Below are 21,070 nucleotides of genomic sequence, written 5' to 3' on the forward strand. Positions count from 1 at the left end.
AAAGCCCCATTCCCAACCGACAGGTTGCAACAGCCTCGGCAGGGCCTGTCCCTTACAATAAAAGCGCAACTCGACTTTCTTGACGATTTACCAAAACAAAGTACTGCAGGAGGTTCTATGACAGCTCGTCCGCGCAAACCTATGCTGTTGCTAACACGTTCGTTCTTGCTAACTCTCTTGCTGCTGATAACCTTTGCTGCCGTCATCCCTGTTCCTATTTCCGCGGCGATTGGCCAGTCGAAAGCTGAACTCCCGTCCAAGCTGAAGCAACAGGTTAAACAATGGGTAGACAGGCTGGCGCAGCAGAAGCCCTTCCAAGCATGGCAAACCGCCGATCCGCAGATCGAAGCGCTTGGTCCCGGCACGCATAGCTGGTTGGTTCTCTTTACTAAAGAAGGCAAAGACATCGGCTACATGGTCGTTCACGCGGTTACCGACGGCACTTTCCAACTGGGAGAATACGGTGTCGGTCCATATACTCTCTTCTCCCCGCAACTGCTGAAGCAATCTTTGATCGACGATGGGTTCCTTCCCGATGGAAAAGCCGAGCTCATGACGGCTGTCAAACACTATGCGCACCCATTCGCGGCAGCTTGGGAAGTAACGATAGGCAAAGTCACGTATTGGTTCGATGCGAAGACGGCCGAGCAACTTCCCGTGGACGGTATCGGTTGGAAAAGAATGTTCCCCGAAGGCAAGCCCTTTTATAACGGTCCGCCGGCGGGATTACGCATCGTTGATCTGAATCTCAACGAAACTTTCGACGCTTACGAGAGATTGCCGTGGCTCACCAAAGAGGCCCCTTTCCCGGCGAAAGATGCCGCTAAGCTTCGGAGCCACTTGGACAAGAAGCGGCATCTGCGATATGTAACGGAACCGTTCGGAGAGGAAATGCTTTACGCGGAGCCCATTATTGGCTACCAGCGTTGGTCGAACGGCCGTTTGGATTTAGTGATCGATATGTCGGGAACACGTTTTATTCCGGTTGGAGCCCTGTTAGAAAAAGGACTTTTTTATCTATAATGCGTGGAATTAACGGAACGTACCTCAGGGTGCGTTTTATTCTTTTTGTCCGTCTTATTATTCCACCACATCATCAGCCCCATCGGAGCGGCTCCGAACCATTTAGTTAACCAAGGCTCTCGGCTGATCATCTTTTGTTGCTTTTTCTCTTCCTCTTCGCTTGGAATCTCCATGTAACTAACGACCTGCTCCGTCATGTACTTCAAATATTCAGATCCGTCCATTCCTCTTCGCCTCCTTGCCTATAGCATGCCCGGTACGCGCATTCGGCAATCATCTTGCATGAGGATGGCTAATTTGTGCCACGATAACAGGAGAGATTGCTGTGTAGAAAGAAGGAAGGAGTTATAGCGAATGTATCGTGTCCTTTTATTCCTGTGCGCATTATTGCTGTTGACAGGGTGGAAAACGGAGCCGCCTCATGTGCTTCCGACCGCCGACGTTCTGATCGATGCCGGCCATGGCGGAATCGATAGCGGTACCAAATGGAACGACGTTCTGGAAAAAGATATAAATCTCGCCATTTCTCGCAAGCTATATCTGCTCCTTCGGAGCAAAGGACTTAAGGTCATTCTTAATCGTACCGGCGATTACGCTCTTAGCGACGACAATCGTTGGCATCTGACCCGCTCGAGGCATCGCCGGGATCTGTCGCAACGGAAGGGACTTTCCGATGAGATAGGCGCTTCGGTATTCGTAAGCATCCATGTCAATTGGTCGCCCAAGAAGAGAAATAGAGGCCCGCTGGTCATTCACCAATCCGAAGGCCGTAGCGCGCTGCTCGCTCTTTTTATCCAAGATAGCCTTAATCGGCAACAAGGCAGGTACCGATTGCCGCGTGCGGCGGACAAATTCTACTTGCTGAACCGGGTTGAAGTTCCCAGCGTAATCGTTGAGACGGCCTTCCTCAATGATCCGGGGGATCGGGCCATGCTGACCTCTATTCCCGGGCAGAATCGTCTTGCCGCCGCCATTGCTAACGGTATAGTAAGCTATCGTAATTTCTGCCCTTGATCGAACGGCTCCGGCAATGGGAGCAGTTGGGTTAAGGGAACGAACTTCGCATTACTTTGCAGCTCCGGTATCGTTTTCTTTAAAACCCCTGACGTTTGAAGCCCCGAAGGTCCGACATGGCCGATGACGATACATTGATCATTCTTCGAGAGGAATTTCTTTACTTCGGCAATTTGCTTTAGAACATGACGCTTGGTATACACATCATCAAGGAATACATCGTTGTGCAGCGTGATGACCCCAACTTCCTTCGCGATCCTAGGAACGACGGTTCTGTAAGAAGTTCGGCTATCGAGGAAAAAAAGCCCCCTCTCTTTGCAAACCTGGAGCACAATTCGCATGACGCGTTTATCGGCGGTGGCTTTCGAGCCCATGTGATTGTTCATCCCGATCGCGTGGGGTACTGCTGCGATTGCTGCTTCGACGCGATTACGGATTTCTTCTTCCGTCAAATCAGTCGTGATGGAACCAGGCCCGAGCCAACTGCGTTTACCCCTGATAGGCTCCATGGGAAGGTGGACGATGACGTCATGGCCTTTACGATATGCAGCTTCAGCATCCTGCTTCGTTGTCGGCAGGAATGGCATGACCGCAACCGTAAGCTTGATGGGTAACTCCAGCATTTGATCCGTGCCCGTCATGCCGTTGCCGAAATCATCTATGACAACGGCGATTTGGCGGGTTATAAGCTTGTCCGTCTTCGGTCCGGCTGTACGCGCATGAACGGTTAAACCACATAACGCTATTCCAGCGCTCACAAGGATCGCAATTTTCCATGGTCTCGTCCGAATTGTGATTGCATTCATGATCATTTTTCCTCCTGGCAAGGTTTCGATCTCTGTCTCTCGCTCAGTATCTGCTTAACTGGTAAATTTTATGTACCTGCGCGCAGAGGGGTCGATCGCGTATCATTTGCGGCGCATTACTCTATTCGTATCCCCGCTGCTTTGCGTAATTCATTAGCCAGCCTATGGATCTCATCCTTCTGTTCTTGGCTTTTCGCATCCGACCACGCAGGCTTCAAGTATTCATTGATAATCGAGTTGACTTGCTCGACAGTTAGAGTCGTTGGCTTAGGTTTTGCCAGCTGAGCCAGAAACTTCGCTTTGTCGATACCGGAGCCAGGGCAGGTTTTCCCCGATTGCATTTCTCTGTGGAAGCGGATATCCGGCAATCCGAGTTTCCATCTCGTCATGATCCCCCGGCACAGCCCTAAAGTTGTTTCTAATTGCGCTCCGGTCAGAACCTCCGCCCCACGGTCGAAGTTGCCGATCATCTCGAACATGAATGGGTGGACGCCATCGTTGTCGGAGTCGTTGTGGTCGTACGTCGATGCAGGCGAGGTCAATAACGAACGCCCCTCCCAAATATAACCGTCCGGGTCGATCGTCACATGCTGTGCTATGTCCGTAAACTTTCTCGTTCCCGTATGAAATCTCCACATGGCTTGAATGAGCGACTCTTTGTCTTTCGCTTCGCGGTAATCCTGTATCGTCGGCCTCCATGTTGCATGCACGTGGATGCCATTGAATCGAACCTTTTTTACGGATTGGTCAAGTACGACCAGAAATTCCTGTAAAGTATATCTCCTGAATTTACGCTTTCCTCCCATATCGCTCGTTCACCCTCTCGACATGTCATGGTTCAGAATATGAATATGCATGATCTGCGCTCACGGCACACAAAAAACAACCCCTGCACCTTTTTTAAGATGCAGGGGTTGGCTTCATGTATTAGAAGTATCCGATCTTTTTGCCTGCAAATATTTTACGGAGCTGCACTAATGATAAATTCTTCCCAAGCGGACGCTGTATCCCGATTCGCATATAGAACAGCGCCTAAGTTCAGGTCTGCGCTTACGAACTTATTATTGGCCAACGCCTGAAGAGCCACTTTCCCGTCGCCTCGATCAACGATTCGAAACTTCTCCCAATCTTGGATGGTTGTAGCCCTTGCGATAAGTTTGGTACTCTGGTTCAGGTCGGCCGTAACATATTTATTATTGGCTAACGCCAAAAGCGATATCGTTCCATCCGAGTTGTTGATTACGTTGAATTTTTCCCATCCCCCGACTGTGGTACGGTCCGCAACTAATGGGCTGCCCCCCGCATCTTCCGCGCATACATAGTTGTTGTTAACAACTGCTCTAATGCTGGACGCACTCGTAGGAGGGTTCGGTTGGCCACCGGCATATTTCTTAATAACATTTATCAATCCCGTGTTCACCTGGAAATTAGCAGTCGCAAATTGACTCCATTTGGACGCAATAGTAGCGGAACTGTCATTATAAATATCCGGAACCGGGCTCGAGCTGTTATTATAATAACCCCAATTTCCTCCTCCGGTAACTTTGTACGACCAGTTAGACCATGAGGCATTTATCGCATTCAATCCAGCCAACCATTTATCCCACAGGTCAAGTTGCCCAAAAGCGAATTCACCCGCATATACCGGAACATTATAAGACGATTGATATTGAGCCATTTTGGAAAGCCATGTATCAATCATGGAGTTAGTTAAATTCCAGTCGTCGAAATTCGAGAAGTTATAGTGATGCGTTTCATACATGACATTGGTCCAGCCGTATGTCGATGGCGGTAGGGATTGTTCCCAGTCAAAAAATGCCGCGACTACGATGATATGGTTAGGATCTTTGGCTCGAACGGCATCATAAAGCCTGTTATAGTAGTTATATTTTTGTTGAACCTGGGCTGAGCTCTCCACTGCCCCCGAAGTAAGCAGCGGTTCATTAATCAAATCGTATGCGGCTACTGTCGGATTTCCATTGTACCGAGTTGCGATTCGCTCCCAGATTTGCACAGTTCTATCCTGATACGTTGAATTGCTCCATAGTTGATTCGAATTCGATATGCCGCAGGATTGCCATGGGCAAGCTCCGCCTTGGATGCCGTGAAAATCCAACATGACGTAAATGTTTCTTTGAGCGCTCTCGGTAATGACCCAGTCGAGTTTTCTAAAAGAGTGCGAATCGGGTTTCATGCTGCCGTCCGGATTCATGAAATCTTCCCAATACATCGGTACGCGAACAAGATTCAGACCCATGTTCTTGATATTGTCCAGATCGCTGGCCTGAATCCATACATCCTGATATCCGCCTTGCAAGCTATGATTAAGATCTGTTCCGAAACGGTTCCATAAGGTTTGAGTCAAAGTAAACTGATCGGGCGTATTCATGGGAGACATCCACGCTTCTTGCAGCAACCAACCGCCCAGGTTCGGTCCGCGAAGATTAACGATGGCCCCCGTTCCGGAATTATTCTTAATCACTTTACCGCTCGTTTTCAAGAAGTCGGACGCCTCGAACGCCGCATTCGCTTTAGGTTGCTGAGGGACGGTTACCATTAATCCTGATAAGATCATTAAAGAAAACGCGACAAGCAAAATTCTTCTTACAATCATTTCGATTCCTCCTCTGAATTGGAATTCGCCTTTCATCATTTAGAATCCGTTATCACCCCATTTGATTTGTAAGCGATTACACAACATCTGCTGCTTACTTGCGATTTATGAAAAGCCCTTTACTTGAATTAAGGGCATTTTCAACTTTTGTCACAATTCTTCTTATTTCCATATCCGTTGATCCTTGTGAAAATGAAATCGATTTCATTTCCGAATAAATCCAGTATATCAAAAAAATAATTACCCTACAAGAGGATTGGGCGATTTCTGTTGGAGCAGCTCAGGTCCGCTGTTGTTTGAGTTGGTTTAACTACATGTTAGAATGTTGAAAAAGGGGGAGTTATCGTGGAACTGTTGAAGAGGAAAATTTTGGATGAAGGCATCGTCCTCAGCAACCAGGTGCTGAAGGTGGATTCCTTCCTCAACCATCAGATAGATCCCCTGCTTATGCAGGCTATTGGCAAGACATTCGCGAGCCTATTCCGTGAAAGTGCCATTACGAAGATTATAACTATTGAATCCTCCGGTATTGCGCCCGCGGTAATGGCGGGTCTAGAGCTTGGCGTCCCGGTCATCTTCGCGCGGAAGAGAAAATCGTTGACCCTGCAAGATGACTTATACACCGAGAAGGTGTATTCGTTCACGAAGAAAGAGGAGAGCGAAGTATCCATCTCTAGGAAATTAGTGAGCCCGGTCGATCGGGTGCTTCTTATCGATGATTTCTTGGCTAACGGAGAAGCAGCGCTGGCCATGGCGAGAATCGTGGAGCAAGCCGATGCCACGGTAGCCGGAATCGGTATCGTCATCGAGAAGGCGTTTCAGAATGGAGCCCTCAAGCTTAAGGAACAGGGTTATCGGGTTGAATCATTGGCTAGGGTTGCCTCGCTTGAAAATGGATCCGTCGAATTTGCCAATTAAGCAAAAAATCCCCGCGCGATTTATACTCGCGAACGGGGATTCCTTGCATTTGGCGAGATTACCGTACTTCTTCGCGGTTTTTATTGCGCAAGCCGGCCAATCCTATTAGACCCAACAGACCCAGCCATCCCCAGTCGAAATCTCTGTCATTTGTAGCTGCAGCTCTAACATTGTTGTTTGCGCGAGTCGTCATATTCGTGGTATTCGCCCGGTTGCCGTTCATTCTGGTGGCGTCATAAGCGCCATAAGTGCCTCTCGTGCCATTCGCGCCGTTTGTTCCGAACATTCCATTCGTACCGTTATTTCCGAACATTCCGTTCGTACCATTATTTCCGAACATTCCATTCGTACCATTCGTTCCGAGCGTTCCGAACGTTCCATTCGGAGGGCAATTTACGTTGGTACCGTAATTTCCAAACATTCCGTTAGTACCACCCGTACCCATTCCCGCGCCCGTCACGTTGTTGCCCTGTTGCGCGAAGGCGGGAATCATAAGAACCAGCGACAAACTTGCGAGCACCATCAAGCTAACCAAGAACTTTCTCAAATTAAAACCTCCCTAGATAAATTGATTACCCCCATAAGTTGTCCCGACGAAATCAATTTATTCTGCAGAGTTTACCCATTTACGCTATACTTTGAGTAGATTGTTTTTCATTCACTGGAGGTGCCTCTTGAGTCAGCCAACAACTTCTAAACCAACGAATCCGCTTCTCATCTCCGTTATCGGTCTCATTCTGATCGTTTTCGGAATCGTTGATCTCATTACAGTCGATAAGCTGCTTGGAACGATTCTTCTTACGATCGGCATAGTCTTAGGAATCAGCGGTATTCAACGTTACAAAGCATTAAAGGCTCAGTTGCTGCGCAATAAGCAACAATAGAAGCAACACACGACACCTCTGCCCGAAGACGCGGCGATGTCCGTGCAGAGGTTTTTTACGCTGTGCATTTGCCTGATTTTATTGGATCTGGGTGAATGTACTGACCATATATTTAACCCGACATAAGCTAATAACGTGACCGATCGTCATAATAAACGCACGGTGGTGATAGACTTGGGATACCCTGTTGCAGGTGAAGGTTGCGGCTATGGTGGTGGCGTAATGGGTGCCGCTGCATTCGCACTTGTACTTTTCGTCCTCTTGGTAATCATCTTGCGCGCTGGTTATTAATTCATAATAGCTGTGCTACTCCCGCCGCCCTATTTAGGGTTGGCGGGCTTTCTTTTTTGCACAGGATGAACAACTTCATCCTTTATAATGCGTAGGTATATGAAAGATCACATTTTTAGGAGGTCATGTCCTTGCTTCCGTTCGACGGATTTAGCTTAGGCGGGTTATTTGCCTTTTTCTTTGTCATTTCAGCAGTGCTTTTCATTATTCATATTGCCGTTTGCGTTTGGGCTTATCGCGACAGCCGTAATAAAGGAAGAAGCCAAGAGTTTGCGTTGATCGTCTTGATCGGTCTGCTGTTTTTCCCTTTAATGGGCCTTATTATTTACTTGCTAATACGGAACCAAAAATAAGCAAGGACCCCAGCCAATGGGCTGGGGTCAAATTATGAATTAGGGCAATCTAACTTAACAGGGGTCTTACCAAGCCAAGGTCACATTAATTCCGTCGGGCACTCCGGGATACTGGATGAGGACCGTTTCCGACTCCGTATCATAATGGAATTCCGCAGTTGCGTCTCCGGCCGCTACGCTGAGCGGTTCGCGCGCGACGCGAATGCGCGTACTGACTTTCATATCGGACGGGGACTCCGACACGAAGGAGAAGCGTGACTCCTCCAGACGTTCGTCTCTGATCCGCGAGGAACTTACGAGGATCGCCGGGACGTCGGCACCTTTCTCCTCCCAAGTCAGATCATACAGCAGGCTGTCTTCGCCCGGCTTCAGCTTCACCGTCCGCCGCACCGGCAGGTCCGCCTCGAACAAGTCAAGAAATAATCCTTGAAGAACCGCATCTTGCACTGATTCCGTCTCATCCAGCACGTGCGTTATCAGATAAGGACCGCGTCTCATTTGCATCAGTCCGCTCTCCTTGTAATCTCCCGCTTCCCCTCGAATAACGAGTGCTCTACGGACACTATCTCGCACTCGTTTTGCGCCCGAGTCCGAATGGGACAGAACGGACGGGTTGACCCGGTGGAATATAACGGCGCCTCTGCCGACAGGGTGCTCGCCTTCTTTAGGATTTCGCCCGAGTCCCATCGATTCGAACAGATGCTCCTCAGGTCGGTCGTATGCTCCGCGTCCGCTGTTCCACCACTCGCGAACGGAGTGGAACGGATCCGAACCGTCCCCGACATAGAGGAGTACGCCGCCTTCCCTCACCCATTGGCCGATCGCTTGATGAATGCCGGGATGCTCCGGTTTCATGAATTCGTAACTGAGCATCAGCACCCGGTAGACTTCCAGATAACCGGGGAAAGTCAGGATGTTGTCGAACTGCACCGGCCTGAGCGGAATCCCGCTCTTCACAAGCGGCATCGCCAAGCCATAGAACGCGGACCAATCGAGCAGCTCCTGCTGCTCTGCCGTCAGCGAATCGGGGGCTAGGGTGCCGTCATATTTGAATACGGCGCTTTCGTCATCCCCGTCCGCGATGACATCGCCCCGTTGATACATCGCCGAATTGGCTAAGCAAAGACCAATTCCGGTTGTGTAGGCTCCATCCCCGCTATGCTCCTCGTGATTATGCATGTCGCGCAATACATTCATAACCGTCAGCAGGACGGTAGCGTAATCGCCGGGAATAGACTCCTTGCCCTGTCCGTCTTCCGTCGGATAGGTACCCTCGAACACGCGTCGCGGCCACGGACATACTTCGTACTGGTTGACGCCGGGATGCAGCAAGGAGGCAACGACGGTCGACCGGTAATTTTTCCGGTAATCGCTCCAGCTGTAGCGCGGATTATCCTCGATCGGATCGTGCAAAAACCACATTTCGCGCCCCGTGCCGCGAGTAAGCTCCTGCATGATGCCGTATTCCAAATACGCCGTCTCGAACGTCCGCTCGCGTCGAACTCCCTTGTATACGTTCGGCGTCCGTGACGTCCCCGTCCAAATCTGGGCGATGAAGCCATCGCAGGCCGGCATGGAAACCAACAGCGCTTCGGGACTGATAATTCTCCACTGCGTGTAGTTGATGAGACTGTGCGTCGGCACATAGAAACGTACCGTTCTTCCGTAGGTCGCAAGCGAATACTCCTTCATTTGGCTGCAAATCCGGTCGAGCGCCCGGTAATACATCGCAGCCTTCAGCTTGGAAGCCCGGTACTGGGCGTCGGGCGAGGAATGGGGAGGAATCCAGTCTTCTCCGTAATAATTCAGCCACTCCCGCTTGAACGCTTCCGAATACCCTGATGCCGCCCAGAATTCCGGCTCCTCCATATGAATGGCTTCCACGCCGCAGTCGATCGCCCGCTTGATATGGCTCGCCAAATATTCGGTGAACGAAATCGTCGGCACCATATACGGAACATCCTTGCCATGGAGCAAATGTTTGCCGTAGCGGTCGGTCTGGGCTTCATCCCAATGGTCGCGCCCGTCGAATCGGCCGTACAAATAGTCTTGATATTGGCCCCATGAGACGCCCGTCATGAGATGGATCGTATAATTAGCGAGCTTCCAACCTTCGATTCTCTCCGGCAGATCATTCGAGATTCCGTACACCATAACGAAATCCGTACGCAAATCGTATTTCGGTCCGTATGGGCGCGATTCTTGAAATCCGGTCCACTCGGGACCCGCTTTCGTTCTCCGGTTCAAATCGATATACCTCCTTAGTTCGGCATCCCGAACATCACCACTTCTTTGCCTTTCAGGTTCTCGTTCGTGTACTTGATCGCTTCCGAATAGCCCGTATTGTTGATTTGTCCGCGGAGATCGTTAATAACCTTCAGCGCCGCCTCGTCGGATTTCGTGAAGATGGCTTCTTTCCAAACATCGCCGATTCGGTCCATGGAAGGCTTCAGCGTTTCCCATTGCGGCGATTTGGCAATGACGTCTCCGGGATTGTAAGCCGAAATGACGCTGATTCCGTTCGGACGGAGAATCTTACGAGCGTTCTCCATGGCGGCAAGCCGCGTTTGATCGGCCCAGATATCGCCGCCGCCCACAGAGTTGATCCGGTCCATTCCGGTCATTGATTCGAAGCCGATGCTCATACCTTCGTTTTTCTTCAGTTTGCCGGTCGTATCTGCGGTGAATTTGTCAAACCACTCCTTTTTCGCGACGGGCTTGCCGTTTTCCATATCCCAATGTACGCCCTGCACGCCGTAACGGGCGAGCATGAATCCTTCGTCTGACGCGAGGAAGTCTAAAAGCCGAAGCGCCGCGTCTACGTCTTTGCATTTTTTAGTAATAACGGTCACGTTGTTGCCTTGAATCGAGAGATCGGCAGGCCGGTTAGGTTCGGCGCCTGCGCGATCCAGCGGACCGATCGGTACGTAATCGCTGCCCGGATGCGCTTTTACATAGTCCTTGGACGCATCTAGAATGGCGGGATAATGCGCGGCAAGCACGGCGATGCGGCCTTGCTTGATTTTTTCGTTGGCGATCGGGTCCGTCTGGGTAAACGCATCGGGATCAAGCAATCCTTCGGAAATTAGCTTACGGTAGTATAGCGAGTAATCCTCGTAAGCTTTGGTCATGAAGACGTGATCCAAGCTGCCGTCGCCTTTATCGACATAGCTGGTGCCCCAGAACATCGTATCCGCGATACCGACGGCCCAGCCGCCGTGGAATCCGCCAAGAGGGATGACCGGCATGCCGCTCTCGGATAGTTCCGCATCCTTTATCTTTTTAAGGAAATTGTAGAGATCGTCTTTCGTCTTCACCGATTGCGGGTCCACGCCGATTTTATCGGCGATATCTTTGCGCACGTAGAAACCGTACAGCCAATCCATCGCGTCTTTCTCCGTGGCGGGATGATTCTGATACACCAGGTATTTTTTGCCGTTTACTCCGCCGATCGCTTTGTCGTACAGCGCAGGCGGAACATTCTCTTTCGCGAGCGCTTTCGCAAGGTTCGGATATTTGTCCAGCTTATCCGTCAAATCGACCAGTTGGTCTTCCTTGGCCGCTTTGATAATGCCGTCCAGCTCGCCGCCCCATGCCGGGCCGGTATAAATATCCGGGAGATCCTGAGTCGCGAATATCGCGTTTACCTTCTCGACTTCGCTGCCTTTCGTGTAATCCCATTTCACGGTAACGCCGGTTTTTTCCTTGATGACTTTGGACACGGGCGTCATGTCTACGTCCGCGCCGGTGGAGCCGTTCCAGTTGTGAAGAACTTTGAGCGTAACTTCTTTCCCTGTCGTGCTGCCATCGGATGGCTTGTCGCTGCCTGAACTTTCGTTGTTGTTGCCGCTGCACCCAATCAGCGTTCCGCCCATCAAGGCTACTGACAGCAGCATCGAGGCGCTTTTTAACCATTTCTTCGTCATAAGAACCCTCCTAAAAACTGTATTAAGATATGATAAAGTCCCGAAAGGGAAGTTTATCCTTTCACAGAGCCGAGCATGACGCCCTTGACGAAATACCTCTGAAGGAACGGATAGATACAAAGAATGGGAAAGACCGTGATGACGAGCAGCGCCATTCGCATGGATTCGGGCGTAGCTCCGGACACGTTTACGTTGACCGTCTGACCGCCCTGCTGCGCCGCTCGCTGCATGGAAGAGGATAACGCTTCCGCTTCCGTCAGCAATTGCTGAAGCAGCGTCTGGACAGGAATGATGTCTTTATCCGATACGTAGTAAGCACCGGAGAACCAATCGTTCCAATGGGTAACTCCTATGAACAGCGCGATTGTGGCGAGCACCGGACCCGATAGCGGCAGAACGACCCTCAGGAATATTTGGAAATCGCCGTACCCGTCAATGCGGGCCGACTCTTCCAGCTCTTCCGGAATCCCCTGCAGGAAAGTGCGGATGATGACGATATGCAAGAAGTTGAACAACATCGGGATCACGAATACCCAGAAGCTATTGATAAGATGCAGCTTTTGCAACGTGATGAAGTAAGGAATGAAGCCCGCGCTAAAAATGGTCGGCAGGAAAATATAGAAGGTAAAAAAGGTTCTTCCCGGCAGCGATTTTTTCGATAGGGAATAAGCCATCAGCGTACAGAGGGCGACATGCAGGAACGTACCGAGCACGGTGCGCATCAACGTGATTTTGTAGGCTTGCCATATACGGGCGTTGTCGAACACCTCCGCATAATTGTGCAAAGTGAATTTGCGAGGGAAGAAATAGAGAGCGCCCAGCATGGAATCCTCCCCGTCGTTCAAGGAATACACGAGAATATAAATAAACGGATAGATCATCGCGAAACCGAACAAAGATAGGAAGAAGTAATTCAGCAAGGTGAACAACGAAAATTGTCGTGTCGTTTTCATCAGATCACTCCTTAGAACAGGGATACTTCGCTATATTTTCGCGAAAGCCGATTGACCGTCAATATTAGGATCAGGGCGATAACGCTCTGGAAAAGTCCGACTGCCGCAGCATAACTGATCCTGCCTTGAGTGATACCGGAATTAATTACATGCACATCGAGGACGCTGCCGATGGAGGCCGTCGAAGGTCCGTTCAGAAGCAGCAGTTGCTCGTATCCGGCGCTCATCAGGCTCCCTACCGAGAGAATGAACAGAATGACGGCGATGTTGCGGATTCCCGGAAGCGTGACGTGCCAGATTTGCCGAAAACGGCCCGCGCCGTCAATCTTTGCAGCTTCGTAAAGCTGCTGGTCGATACCGGCTATGGCAGCTATATAAATGATGGAATTCCACCCTATGTTCTTCCAGATGTCGGAACCGACAATGATCTGGTAAAACCACGTCGTGTTGTACAGAAACTGAATCCGCTCCATTCCGAATGAAGCGAGCAGATCGTTAATCGGTCCGCCGTATGGCGTCAAGAGTCGCTGCATCAGCGTGACGACGACGATCCAGGAGACGAAATAAGGTAAATAGGAAAGCGTTTGCACGGTTTTCTTAAATTTAAGGTTGCGGACTTCGTTTAGGAGGATCGCTAGGATAATCGGCATCGAAAAACCGATCAGGAGCTTTAACATGCTGATGAGGATCGTGTTGCGGATGAGTTCGTAGGATTGATAGTAATCGAAAAATTGCCGGAAATATTTCAGCCCCGCCCAGGGACTTCCGGAGAAGCCTCCCGAGTACATAAAGTCTCGGAAGGCGATCTGGATGCCGTATAAAGGGACGTAGGAAAAGAGGAAAAACCAGACAATGCCGGGCACCATGAACAAGTAAAAGATTTTGTGCTTCCAGATCCGTTTCCACAGCAGGGATGCTGTCATAAGCGAGAGCCTCCTTCTTATGTCGATTGTCAGAATCTTGATGCAGTAACCAGTCTAAGCGTCTTGATTTCAAATGGAGTGAAGCTAAGCGCAAGCGCGCCGTCCTCCGGATGAAGACGATCGATATCCGTTTCCATTAAGTCGGCCAGCCATGCCTCCGATATTTCAAAGCCCGTTCTCAGCTTCGTTTGAAGACGAGTTCCTGCTGTTTCGTATAACCGAACGATAAGATCATCGCCTTCCTCGGCTTTCTTAACCGTTTCAATCATGACGTTCGAATGATCCAAATGCAGGAACGAGTAAGCGTCCGGCAGTTTTACACCGTGACCGGCGGAATAATCGGCGGCCGCCTGCCGAAGTGAAACATTCAGTTCGTAACCCCGCTTGTATACCTCTGCCTGTACATGGTCGCCCTTATGCGGATAAAGCGAGTAGGTAAACGCATGCTCTGCCCGGTCCGCTTCGGGATCAGGATAAGTCGGGCTGCGCAACAGATTCAGATCGAGAACGTTGCCCTCCGCCCGATACCCGTATTTGCTGTCGTTAAGCAATGCCACCCCGTAATCCGGCTCGGAAAGATCCACCCAATGGTGGGCGCAAATTTCGTCTTTGGCGTAATCCCACATTGTATTGCGGTGCGTCGGCCGCTTCAGGTAGCCGAACTGGATTTCGCAGGCTGCGCTATCCGAGCGGATATCGACCGGGAACGACGTACGCAGCATTTTGTCCGATTCCTTCCAATCTACCGACGTTACGAAGTCGATTCGGCGGCTGCCTTCCGTTAGGACGATCCTCTGCGTCAAGATGGAGTCCCCGAATTCGTATCGTAGAATAAGACCGGTCGTCGGCCCGTCCGCGAATTCGGAGATTTCCGCAAGCTGCAGCGGCTTGCCTCCGGTTTGCCGGTAATCTTGACGAAAATCCCAAGCGTCGCCCTGATCGTCGTACAGACGCAAATCGTTGGCATACTGCCCTTGCGGAATCACTTCCCGTCCAAGCTCCTTGTCCCGGATCGAGACGATCGCGCCGTTCTCGCCGAGCGTCAATACCAGAAGGTCGTTTTCCACTATGCGGTAGCCTGCCGAAGCACGCAACTCCGGGAAAATAGCATCCGCCTCCGTATTATCCGCTTTGTCTATGACGTAACCCATAGCCGGCACGCGCACGCGTTTCCAGCGTCCGTCAGCCTTCAACCATTCTTCCCGCTCCCAAGCCAACGAGTTGAAAATAGCAAGGGATCCTTCGTCCGCTTCCGTAACAGGAAGTCGCCCGGCCACGGCTTTATATGAGTCCCCGATCAATCGTTCAACGCGATTCAGCAGCAACGCGTAACGTTCGAGCGATTCGTCGTATACCCGCTTGATCGAAGAACCCGGCAAAATATCGTGGAACTGGTAAAGCAGCACTTCTTTCCAAATTTCCTCAAGCTCTTCGGACGGATAACGCGTTCCGTCTGCCATTCCGGCCAGCACGGCAGCAAATTCGAGCTCCCTCAGCGCTTTCTCCAGTTGCCGGTTGAAGCGCTTGTTCCGGGCTTGACTCGTGAGCGTCCCTTGGTGTTTCTCCAAATAAAGCTCTCCGCGCCAGGTTTGATACCGGTGAACGCCTTCGCCCAGCTTCTCGAAGAAACGGGACGACGGTTCCTGTACGACCGGGCTTAAACCCAGCAAGTTTTTTTCCCGCGCCAGCCTCTCCAGATGCTCTTCCCCCGGACCGCCGCCGCCGTCGCCAATGCCGAATAGCATGAGGCAATGGTCCGATACGTTTTTATCCAAATATTCGGACTCCGCCTTCAGGACGGAACGGGGCGCAGCCGGGCTGTTGTACGTATCTTCGGGAGGCATGTGCGTCAGCACCCGCGAGCCGTCGATCCCTTCCCACATGAACGTATGGTGGGGATGGCGGTTATAGGTGCTCCAGGACAGCTTCTGCGTCATCATGTAATCAACGCCTGATTTCTCCAAGATTTGAGGGAGGCTGGCCGTATATCCGAACACGTCAGGCATCCAAAGCGTCTTCATTTCCTGGCCGAATTCCTGCATGAAATACCGCTTGCCATATAGAATTTGGCGAACCAGCGACTCCCCGCCCGGAACGTTCGTGTCCGATTCGACCCACATCGCCCCTTGGGGCTCCCATCGGCCTTCCCGAATGCGCTCCTTGATCTGCTCATACAGCTTCGGATAGTGCTTCTTCATCCAATCGTATAACTGGGGCTGGCTCGCGCCGAAAATATAGTCGGGGTAACGTTCCATCATCCTCAGCGCCGTCGCGAACGTTCTCGCGCCTTTGCGGATCGTCTCCCGGATTGGCCATAGCCACGCGAGATCCAAATGCGCATGGCCGACGGCGCTAATCGTAAGAGCCGGGTCTCCACCTTGCTTCGCCAACTGCTCGCCTAACAAACGACGCGCTTCCGCGACTCGCTCGTCCGTCAACTCCGTCAGTATCAGCGAAACGTCGTACAATGCCCGGAAAATTTTCTCCTTCCGCGCCGATCCCGTAGGCAGCCGCTCCGCTGTCTCTAGCAGCACCTCCGCGTCGTAATAGAGTTGTCTAACATCCTCTCGGCAGAGGGCGATGACCGCTTCCTTAAGTTTTCCGCTCCGATACCGCCCGAATAGGTCGTTGCAGCCTGCGTCTCCCCATAAGTCGATCGTTTCCTCTCCGGTCGACGATTCGTTGATGTCCACGACCCGCTTGCCCGGAAGACCGAGCGAGTAGTCGAACTCGGAGTTGATGTTCGTCAATCCCTGCATCGGCGTTCCTTCGTCGTCGACCAGGCATAGCTCCCCATTCACGTCGACGAGCAGTACGACCTTGGCGCCTTTCGCGCTCTCCGGCACCTTGCCGGTAAAGTGGAACCACGCGCAGTCCCACAAATCGCCCCACCTATCGCCTGGCGCCAGTTCCATTCTTCGCCCCGAAGTCTTCTCCTTATAGGAAACCGGCTCCGGCGTCACCCAAGCCGTCACGTTCAGTTCGGATAGCGGGGCATATATGTGCTCCTTCAGACGCTCCAACATCGATTTCAATTGCTCCGGTTTCACCGTTTCGTAGGGCATATCCAATCTCCTTCAGTCGTGTCGTCATGTTTCTCTCGTGAAATATGATCTCAATATAATATATTAATTGTATATATTCAATATTTTTAATATTAATATTATTATTAAAAGAAATTAATGACAACAAAAAAAAGATCCTTTCCTCTTGGGAAAAGATCTTACGGCTAAATATTCGAATGATTATAAAAGCAGGCTGCCGGTCGTTTGCCTGACGACTAATTCCGGTTCAAGCAAGGTTTTGCTGTATTTGACGTTCTGATCCGCACCGCCCTGAATGATTTCCAGCAACTTTTCGGCAGCACGGCAACCCATTTCGAATTCGAACTGTTTAATGTGGGAGAAAAAGCTGAACTCCTCCACGATCGACGTCGGGTCATCGAAGCTGATAATGGACAAGTCTTCCGGTACAGAAAGACCGGCTTGACGGGCCATTTGGTAGATTTGAACCCCGAGTCTTCCGTTGAGCGAAATATATGCCGTCGCCATTTTGTTGCGGATATAGCGGTATAACGGATGCGATTGGGCATCTTTCAGGCTCCCCACGCGGAAGTCGGTAATGATGTGGGCCGGATTGATAAGCGCTCCCTTATTCTTCAAAGCGTTCATGTATCCCTCTATCCGCTCCTGCACCGTCACGGTTTGCAACGGCGAATCGGAACAAATCGCGATTTCGCGGTGCCCGAGTTCCCACAGGTGATCGACCGCAAGACTCGTTCCCTTCCTGCCATCGGCTGCAATGTAGTTGGTTTCCACGCCCGGCAGATAACGATCGATGAGAACGAACGGAAAGCCGGCGAACTTCATGTTTAGTATTTCTTCGTTATATTGCTCCTCGTCCACCGGGAAAATGAGCAATCCTTCCACACCGATTTCCTTCAGCGTTTTGATGGCTTCTTTTTCCTTCTCGACGACGCCGCCCGAGAGCAGAATCATGCTCCGGTAACCTTTCTCGCCGAGTGCCTTCTGAACGCCTTCGATGAGACGAATGGCAAAATAATCATAGATAGAGGGCATGACAAGGCCGATGATTCGTGTCTGGGCGCCAGTCTCGCTTTGCTCTGCGTTGGGAACGTCGGGAGACTTCCGCAATTGGCTTTGATCGCCATTGACGAAGCTGCCCCTGCCGGGCACGCGGTTAATGATTTTTTTGTTCGCCAAGCCGGACAAGGCGTTAACCACCGTGATTTTGCTGACGTTGAAGCGCTCCATGAGCTCCTTCTCCGTCGGGATCCGGTCGCCGGCTTTCAACCCATCCGAGTCGATCTGGCCACGAATATATTCCTGGATTTTCTGATAGAGCGGAATACGGTCAGCTTTGTTCATCTCGATTCACCAGACTTCTGATTGGTTATTTGTAATATATATAATATATCTTTGACTTTCTTTAAGCAATAAGCCTCTATCGTGGCTTAATAGGCAAAGAGGATCAGAAAACCTCAACCCGGCATTTATATCGTCCTGGATTTCGGTTCTAATCTTGTATTTTTTTGATAACATTTGTCGAAAGCATTGAATTATACATGTGTAATATATTTAATATATATTGTGAAGCCTCGCTTCACGGTTAATGATTACCAATCAAAGGAGGAAGGCGGAAAGGAACGTAACACGCGATAGCTCTACCATACCACGAGAAAATGAGGTGTTCCATCGTGATTCGAAAGCTAACGATTTCCTGTCTCGCTTTGATTTGCACGCTGTCCTTTTCATTCGGCGCAACCGCCGATACGGTTTCGAATCCGCAAGCGGATTCCGTCTCTTGGCCGGAACAGCAAGCGCTTCCAAGCTTTGCCGAAACCAAAAGTCTTGAAGTTGCGGACATCTATGATGCGCCCGGCGATATCAAGCTGCTTCTGGCCACTTTGCAGGGCATCGTGAACCGCGCGGAGCCGCGTATCTACCTCCTCGAGAACAAAGAGGAAGGCAAGTTTACGTGGTTGAACGATTTGAACGTTCCTTACAAGGTACGGGACAATTATTGGGATATCGTCAAGAGCTTCAAAAACGAAATCAAAGGCATCATCGTCTACGATCCTAAGATTCCGGACTCGATCAACGTGGCTACCACGCTGGCAGGATTAAAAGACGCCGTAGTGGCTAGTCCCGTGCTGGCGCCGAAATTGACGGCAGCTCCTTATAACCTGAAGGTGCTCGAGGATCTTCAAGGAAAATTCAAGGATCGAATGGACGCCTATACTTGGCAATACGATAATCTTTGGAAGCAAACGACCCATCGGATGCTGATCGGTTTGAGTCCGGATACATCCGTTAGAATACCTTCGGGCCTTCCCGCCTCGTTCAAGGTGGTTGCCGAAGAAAAGACGCAGGAACGCGACGCCAACAACCGGAAGGTCTACGATATCGATCTAACCTCTTCGTTGGGGAAAGAATCCGTCTATCTCCGTTTCGAAGACTCGTTTCCTCAAGACGGCTGGGGATCGGCCGTGCATGAGGTCATCGTGAAAGCCGACGGGCAGACGATCGCCCAATTCGTTCCGGGTACTCCGGAAGAAGAAACTTACCTTTACGACCGTCAAAGCTCGCAGCTGTCTACGGGAAGCGGAGGTCACCGCTTTGCCGACAACGGCCGTTACTTCGTCTACAAATTCACGCCGCCGGCCGGTACCAAGCAGTTGACGGTTTCGGTCGACATGTGGAACCAATTCAAAGTTTACGCCGGCAACGAGCAGCCGCCTTCCTCCGAACAGAGAGAACCGTATGGCTACCTCCGCGATTATGCGGTCGCGAACAAAGCTATGGTTTTCTGGCTGGAAGCCAACGTGCCGGAGCAGAAGGCGCTCTTCGAGAAAATATTGTCGGACGTCAATCCCGGAACTCCGTATTTGGGTTGGTTCAGCAACGACGTGGAGGGAGAATTCAGCGGCGTTGAAATGGCGTCGAGTCACGGCGTTTATGTCCTCGCGGCCGACTGGTTCAGTAATTTGACCGTATTCTCCGGAACGAAAGTGAAATCATCCGCGCCGAAAGCGGTCAAACCGCCGAAGCTGGAGAACAAAATTTATGTCACCTATACTTTCAGCGAAGGCGATAATTTCCAATACAATCAGCACCGCATGCGGATACTCTGGGACGACCCGAACCGCGGCAAAGTACCGATCAACTGGACGTCCAGTCCGCTGCTATACGACGGTGCTCCCGCCATTCTGGACTATTTCCGAAATACCGCTACCGAGAACGACCTGCTCATCGCGGGTCCGTCGGGAGCCGGGTACTTCAACCCGAACGCTTGGCCGGAAAACTCGTTTTCGGATTTCTTGAAACATTCTTATTCGTATCTGAAGAAAACAGGAATGACGGTTCCCTACGTTCTGAACCGGATTGACGGCGAAAACGTCGCTCTCAGCGAATCGAAGGCGGCCGCCTATCAGAAAGAGTATAATGCCCCAGGCTTGTTCCTTAGCTGGGAAAATCGATACGGCGTGGAAATATTGAATGGCGAACTTCCCGTATCGACGATTCAAGGTATCAGCACTGCGCAAGACGGCAAAAATATCCTCGCTGAAGCCAAAGCGAAGTGGGACGGCAAATCTCCGCTGTTCGTCTCCTTGGGGCTGCTCGCCTGGAGCATGACGCCTTCGGATGTCGTTGCGATGACCGAATCGCTCGGGCCGGAGTATCAAGCCGTACGGGCGGATCATTATTTCTCGCTTATCCGTGAAGCGAACGGACTTCCGTCCAAGCCTTAGTAAGGTAAGGGAGGCTGTCTCAAAAATGAGAACTTTTGAGCAGCCTCTTTACTTTATCTTGGAATCGGGCTGTACTTGGTGCCGAATAGTTGCTGCTACTATGAAGAATTCGTCCGTATTTGCGTCGTCCAAACTAAATGGGTGCTCGAAGTCGGCGCGGAGGGTCGTAGTTAGCTTTAGTCTAACTAATTAGGTGCTCGGAGTCACATCGGCGGGGCGTAGGTAGCTTTAGTCTAACTAATTAGGTGCACGGAGTCACATCGGCGGGCCGTAGTTAGCTTTAGTCTAACTAAATGGGTGCTCGAAGTCGGCGCGGAGGGTCGTAGTTAGCTTTAGTCTAACTAATTAGGTGCTCGGAGTCACATCGGCGGGGCGTAGGTAGCTTTAGTCTAACTAATTAGGTGCACGGAGTCACATCGGCGGGCCGTAGTTAGCTTTAGTCTAACTATATTGATGCTCAAAGTCGGCGCGGAGGGTCGTAGTTAGCTTTAGTCTAACTAATTGGGTGCCTAGACCCGTGCGGTGTCTCGCAGTTAGCTTTAGTCAACTAATTGCGTACTGGGGGCTGCCGTTAAGCGCGCGCGAGTACCGAG

18 protein-coding genes are annotated in these 21,070 nt (G+C 51.0%); 7 read left to right on the forward strand and 11 right to left on the reverse strand.

Going from position 1 to position 21,070, the window contains the following annotated elements; genetic code table 11:
• Positions 1-117: 117 nt before the first annotated feature.
• The gene (locus E2980_RS09395; RefSeq protein WP_135151924.1) at positions 118-1,023 is read left to right on the forward strand and encodes a hypothetical protein; all 906 of its coding nucleotides are present in this window, start codon (positions 118-120) and stop codon (positions 1,021-1,023) included.
• On the opposite strand, the gene E2980_RS09400 is transcribed toward E2980_RS09395, so the two are convergent.
• Positions 1,014-1,247, reverse strand: a complete 234-nt coding sequence (locus tag E2980_RS09400; RefSeq protein ID WP_135151925.1) for a YqzE family protein — start codon at positions 1,245-1,247, stop codon at positions 1,014-1,016. The two genes, E2980_RS09395 and E2980_RS09400, sit on opposite strands and share 10 nt — an antisense overlap.
• Positions 1,248-1,377: 130 nt before the next feature.
• On the opposite strand from E2980_RS09400, the gene E2980_RS09405 reads away from it, so the two are divergent.
• Entirely contained in the window at positions 1,378-2,037 is a 660-nt protein-coding gene (locus E2980_RS09405; protein ID WP_135151926.1) for an N-acetylmuramoyl-L-alanine amidase family protein, read from the forward strand.
• Here the strand turns inward: E2980_RS09405 and E2980_RS09410 are convergent.
• The 3 genes from E2980_RS09410 to E2980_RS09420 all read right to left on the reverse strand — a co-directional run bounded on the left by E2980_RS09410 (position 2,016) and on the right by E2980_RS09420 (position 5,457).
• Complete coding sequence (locus E2980_RS09410; protein WP_135151927.1) at positions 2,016-2,843, reverse strand: divergent polysaccharide deacetylase family protein; 828 nt, start codon at positions 2,841-2,843, stop codon at positions 2,016-2,018. The genes E2980_RS09405 and E2980_RS09410 overlap by 22 nt on opposite strands.
• Before the next feature lie 116 nt (positions 2,844-2,959).
• Complete coding sequence (locus tag E2980_RS09415; RefSeq protein WP_135151928.1) at positions 2,960-3,649, reverse strand: peptidoglycan recognition protein family protein; 690 nt, start codon at positions 3,647-3,649, stop codon at positions 2,960-2,962.
• A gap of 155 nt (positions 3,650-3,804) precedes the next feature.
• Positions 3,805-5,457, reverse strand: a complete 1,653-nt coding sequence (locus E2980_RS09420; protein WP_135151929.1) for a cellulase family glycosylhydrolase — start codon at positions 5,455-5,457, stop codon at positions 3,805-3,807.
• Between the two features lie 345 nt (positions 5,458-5,802).
• On the opposite strand from E2980_RS09420, the gene E2980_RS09425 reads away from it, so the two are divergent.
• Complete coding sequence (locus E2980_RS09425) at positions 5,803-6,375, forward strand: xanthine phosphoribosyltransferase (protein WP_135151930.1); 573 nt, start codon at positions 5,803-5,805, stop codon at positions 6,373-6,375.
• A 58-nt stretch (positions 6,376-6,433) separates the two neighbouring features.
• On the opposite strand, the gene E2980_RS24640 is transcribed toward E2980_RS09425, so the two are convergent.
• Positions 6,434-6,922: a WGxxGxxG family protein gene (locus E2980_RS24640; protein ID WP_135151931.1), complete on the reverse strand. Its 489-nt coding sequence runs from the start codon at positions 6,920-6,922 to the stop codon at positions 6,434-6,436.
• A gap of 127 nt (positions 6,923-7,049) precedes the next feature.
• On the opposite strand from E2980_RS24640, the gene E2980_RS09435 reads away from it, so the two are divergent.
• The 3 genes from E2980_RS09435 (at position 7,050) to E2980_RS09445 (ending at position 7,903) form a co-directional block, all read left to right on the forward strand.
• The gene (locus E2980_RS09435; RefSeq protein WP_135151932.1) at positions 7,050-7,259 is read left to right on the forward strand and encodes a DUF3185 family protein; all 210 of its coding nucleotides are present in this window, start codon (positions 7,050-7,052) and stop codon (positions 7,257-7,259) included.
• A 174-nt stretch (positions 7,260-7,433) separates the two neighbouring features.
• Positions 7,434-7,550, forward strand: a complete 117-nt coding sequence (locus E2980_RS24645; protein WP_240702961.1) for a sporulation protein YjcZ — start codon at positions 7,434-7,436, stop codon at positions 7,548-7,550.
• 131 nt (positions 7,551-7,681) lie between these two features.
• Positions 7,682-7,903 (forward strand): hypothetical protein, encoded by a 222-nt coding sequence (locus tag E2980_RS09445; RefSeq protein ID WP_167747047.1) that lies wholly within the window; start codon positions 7,682-7,684, stop codon positions 7,901-7,903.
• Positions 7,904-7,969: 66 nt separating this feature from the next.
• Here E2980_RS09445 and E2980_RS09450 read toward each other — a convergent pair whose 3' ends face one another.
• From E2980_RS09450 to E2980_RS09475, 6 genes are all read right to left on the reverse strand, one after another.
• Entirely contained in the window at positions 7,970-10,150 is a 2,181-nt protein-coding gene (locus E2980_RS09450) for a hypothetical protein (protein WP_135151935.1), read from the reverse strand.
• Positions 10,151-10,164: 14 nt separating this feature from the next.
• Positions 10,165-11,829, reverse strand: a complete 1,665-nt coding sequence (locus E2980_RS09455) for a type 2 periplasmic-binding domain-containing protein (RefSeq protein WP_135151936.1) — start codon at positions 11,827-11,829, stop codon at positions 10,165-10,167.
• 53 nt (positions 11,830-11,882) lie between these two features.
• The gene (locus E2980_RS09460; RefSeq protein WP_135151937.1) at positions 11,883-12,782 is read right to left on the reverse strand and encodes a carbohydrate ABC transporter permease; all 900 of its coding nucleotides are present in this window, start codon (positions 12,780-12,782) and stop codon (positions 11,883-11,885) included.
• Between the two features lie 11 nt (positions 12,783-12,793).
• Complete coding sequence (locus E2980_RS09465) at positions 12,794-13,705, reverse strand: ABC transporter permease (RefSeq protein WP_135151938.1); 912 nt, start codon at positions 13,703-13,705, stop codon at positions 12,794-12,796.
• Between the two features lie 29 nt (positions 13,706-13,734).
• Positions 13,735-16,770: an alpha-mannosidase gene (locus E2980_RS09470; protein WP_135151939.1), complete on the reverse strand. Its 3,036-nt coding sequence runs from the start codon at positions 16,768-16,770 to the stop codon at positions 13,735-13,737.
• A gap of 180 nt (positions 16,771-16,950) precedes the next feature.
• Positions 16,951-18,093: a GntR family transcriptional regulator gene (locus tag E2980_RS09475; RefSeq protein WP_135151940.1), complete on the reverse strand. Its 1,143-nt coding sequence runs from the start codon at positions 18,091-18,093 to the stop codon at positions 16,951-16,953.
• A 329-nt stretch (positions 18,094-18,422) separates the two neighbouring features.
• Here E2980_RS09475 and E2980_RS09480 point away from each other — a divergent pair, with 329 nt between their 5' ends.
• Positions 18,423-20,477: a GxGYxYP domain-containing protein gene (locus tag E2980_RS09480; protein ID WP_135151941.1), complete on the forward strand. Its 2,055-nt coding sequence runs from the start codon at positions 18,423-18,425 to the stop codon at positions 20,475-20,477.
• The last annotated feature ends 593 nt before the right edge of the window (positions 20,478-21,070 follow it).

Source organism: Cohnella luojiensis (assembly GCF_004564235.1).
Taxonomy (GTDB): Bacteria; Bacillota; Bacilli; order Paenibacillales; family Paenibacillaceae; genus Cohnella; species Cohnella luojiensis.

Bases quoted from the DNA above. Each gene is read 5' to 3' on its own strand.
- E2980_RS09475 (WP_135151940.1), bottom strand. From the start codon at position 18,093: ATGAACAAAGCTGACCGTATTCCGCTCTATCAGAAAATCCAGGAATAT.
- E2980_RS09470 (WP_135151939.1), bottom strand. From the start codon at position 16,770: ATGCCCTACGAAACGGTGAAACCGGAGCAATTGAAATCGATGTTGGAG.
- E2980_RS09415 (WP_135151928.1), bottom strand. From the start codon at position 3,649: ATGGGAGGAAAGCGTAAATTCAGGAGATATACTTTACAGGAATTTCTG.
- E2980_RS09395 (WP_135151924.1), top strand. From the start codon at position 118: ATGACAGCTCGTCCGCGCAAACCTATGCTGTTGCTAACACGTTCGTTC.
- E2980_RS09420 (WP_135151929.1), bottom strand. From the start codon at position 5,457: ATGATTGTAAGAAGAATTTTGCTTGTCGCGTTTTCTTTAATGATCTTA.
- E2980_RS09410 (WP_135151927.1), bottom strand. From the start codon at position 2,843: ATGAATGCAATCACAATTCGGACGAGACCATGGAAAATTGCGATCCTT.
- E2980_RS09400 (WP_135151925.1), bottom strand. From the start codon at position 1,247: ATGGACGGATCTGAATATTTGAAGTACATGACGGAGCAGGTCGTTAGT.
- E2980_RS09460 (WP_135151937.1), bottom strand. From the start codon at position 12,782: ATGAAAACGACACGACAATTTTCGTTGTTCACCTTGCTGAATTACTTC.
- E2980_RS09405 (WP_135151926.1), top strand. From the start codon at position 1,378: ATGTATCGTGTCCTTTTATTCCTGTGCGCATTATTGCTGTTGACAGGG.
- E2980_RS09455 (WP_135151936.1), bottom strand. From the start codon at position 11,829: ATGACGAAGAAATGGTTAAAAAGCGCCTCGATGCTGCTGTCAGTAGCC.
- E2980_RS09465 (WP_135151938.1), bottom strand. From the start codon at position 13,705: ATGACAGCATCCCTGCTGTGGAAACGGATCTGGAAGCACAAAATCTTT.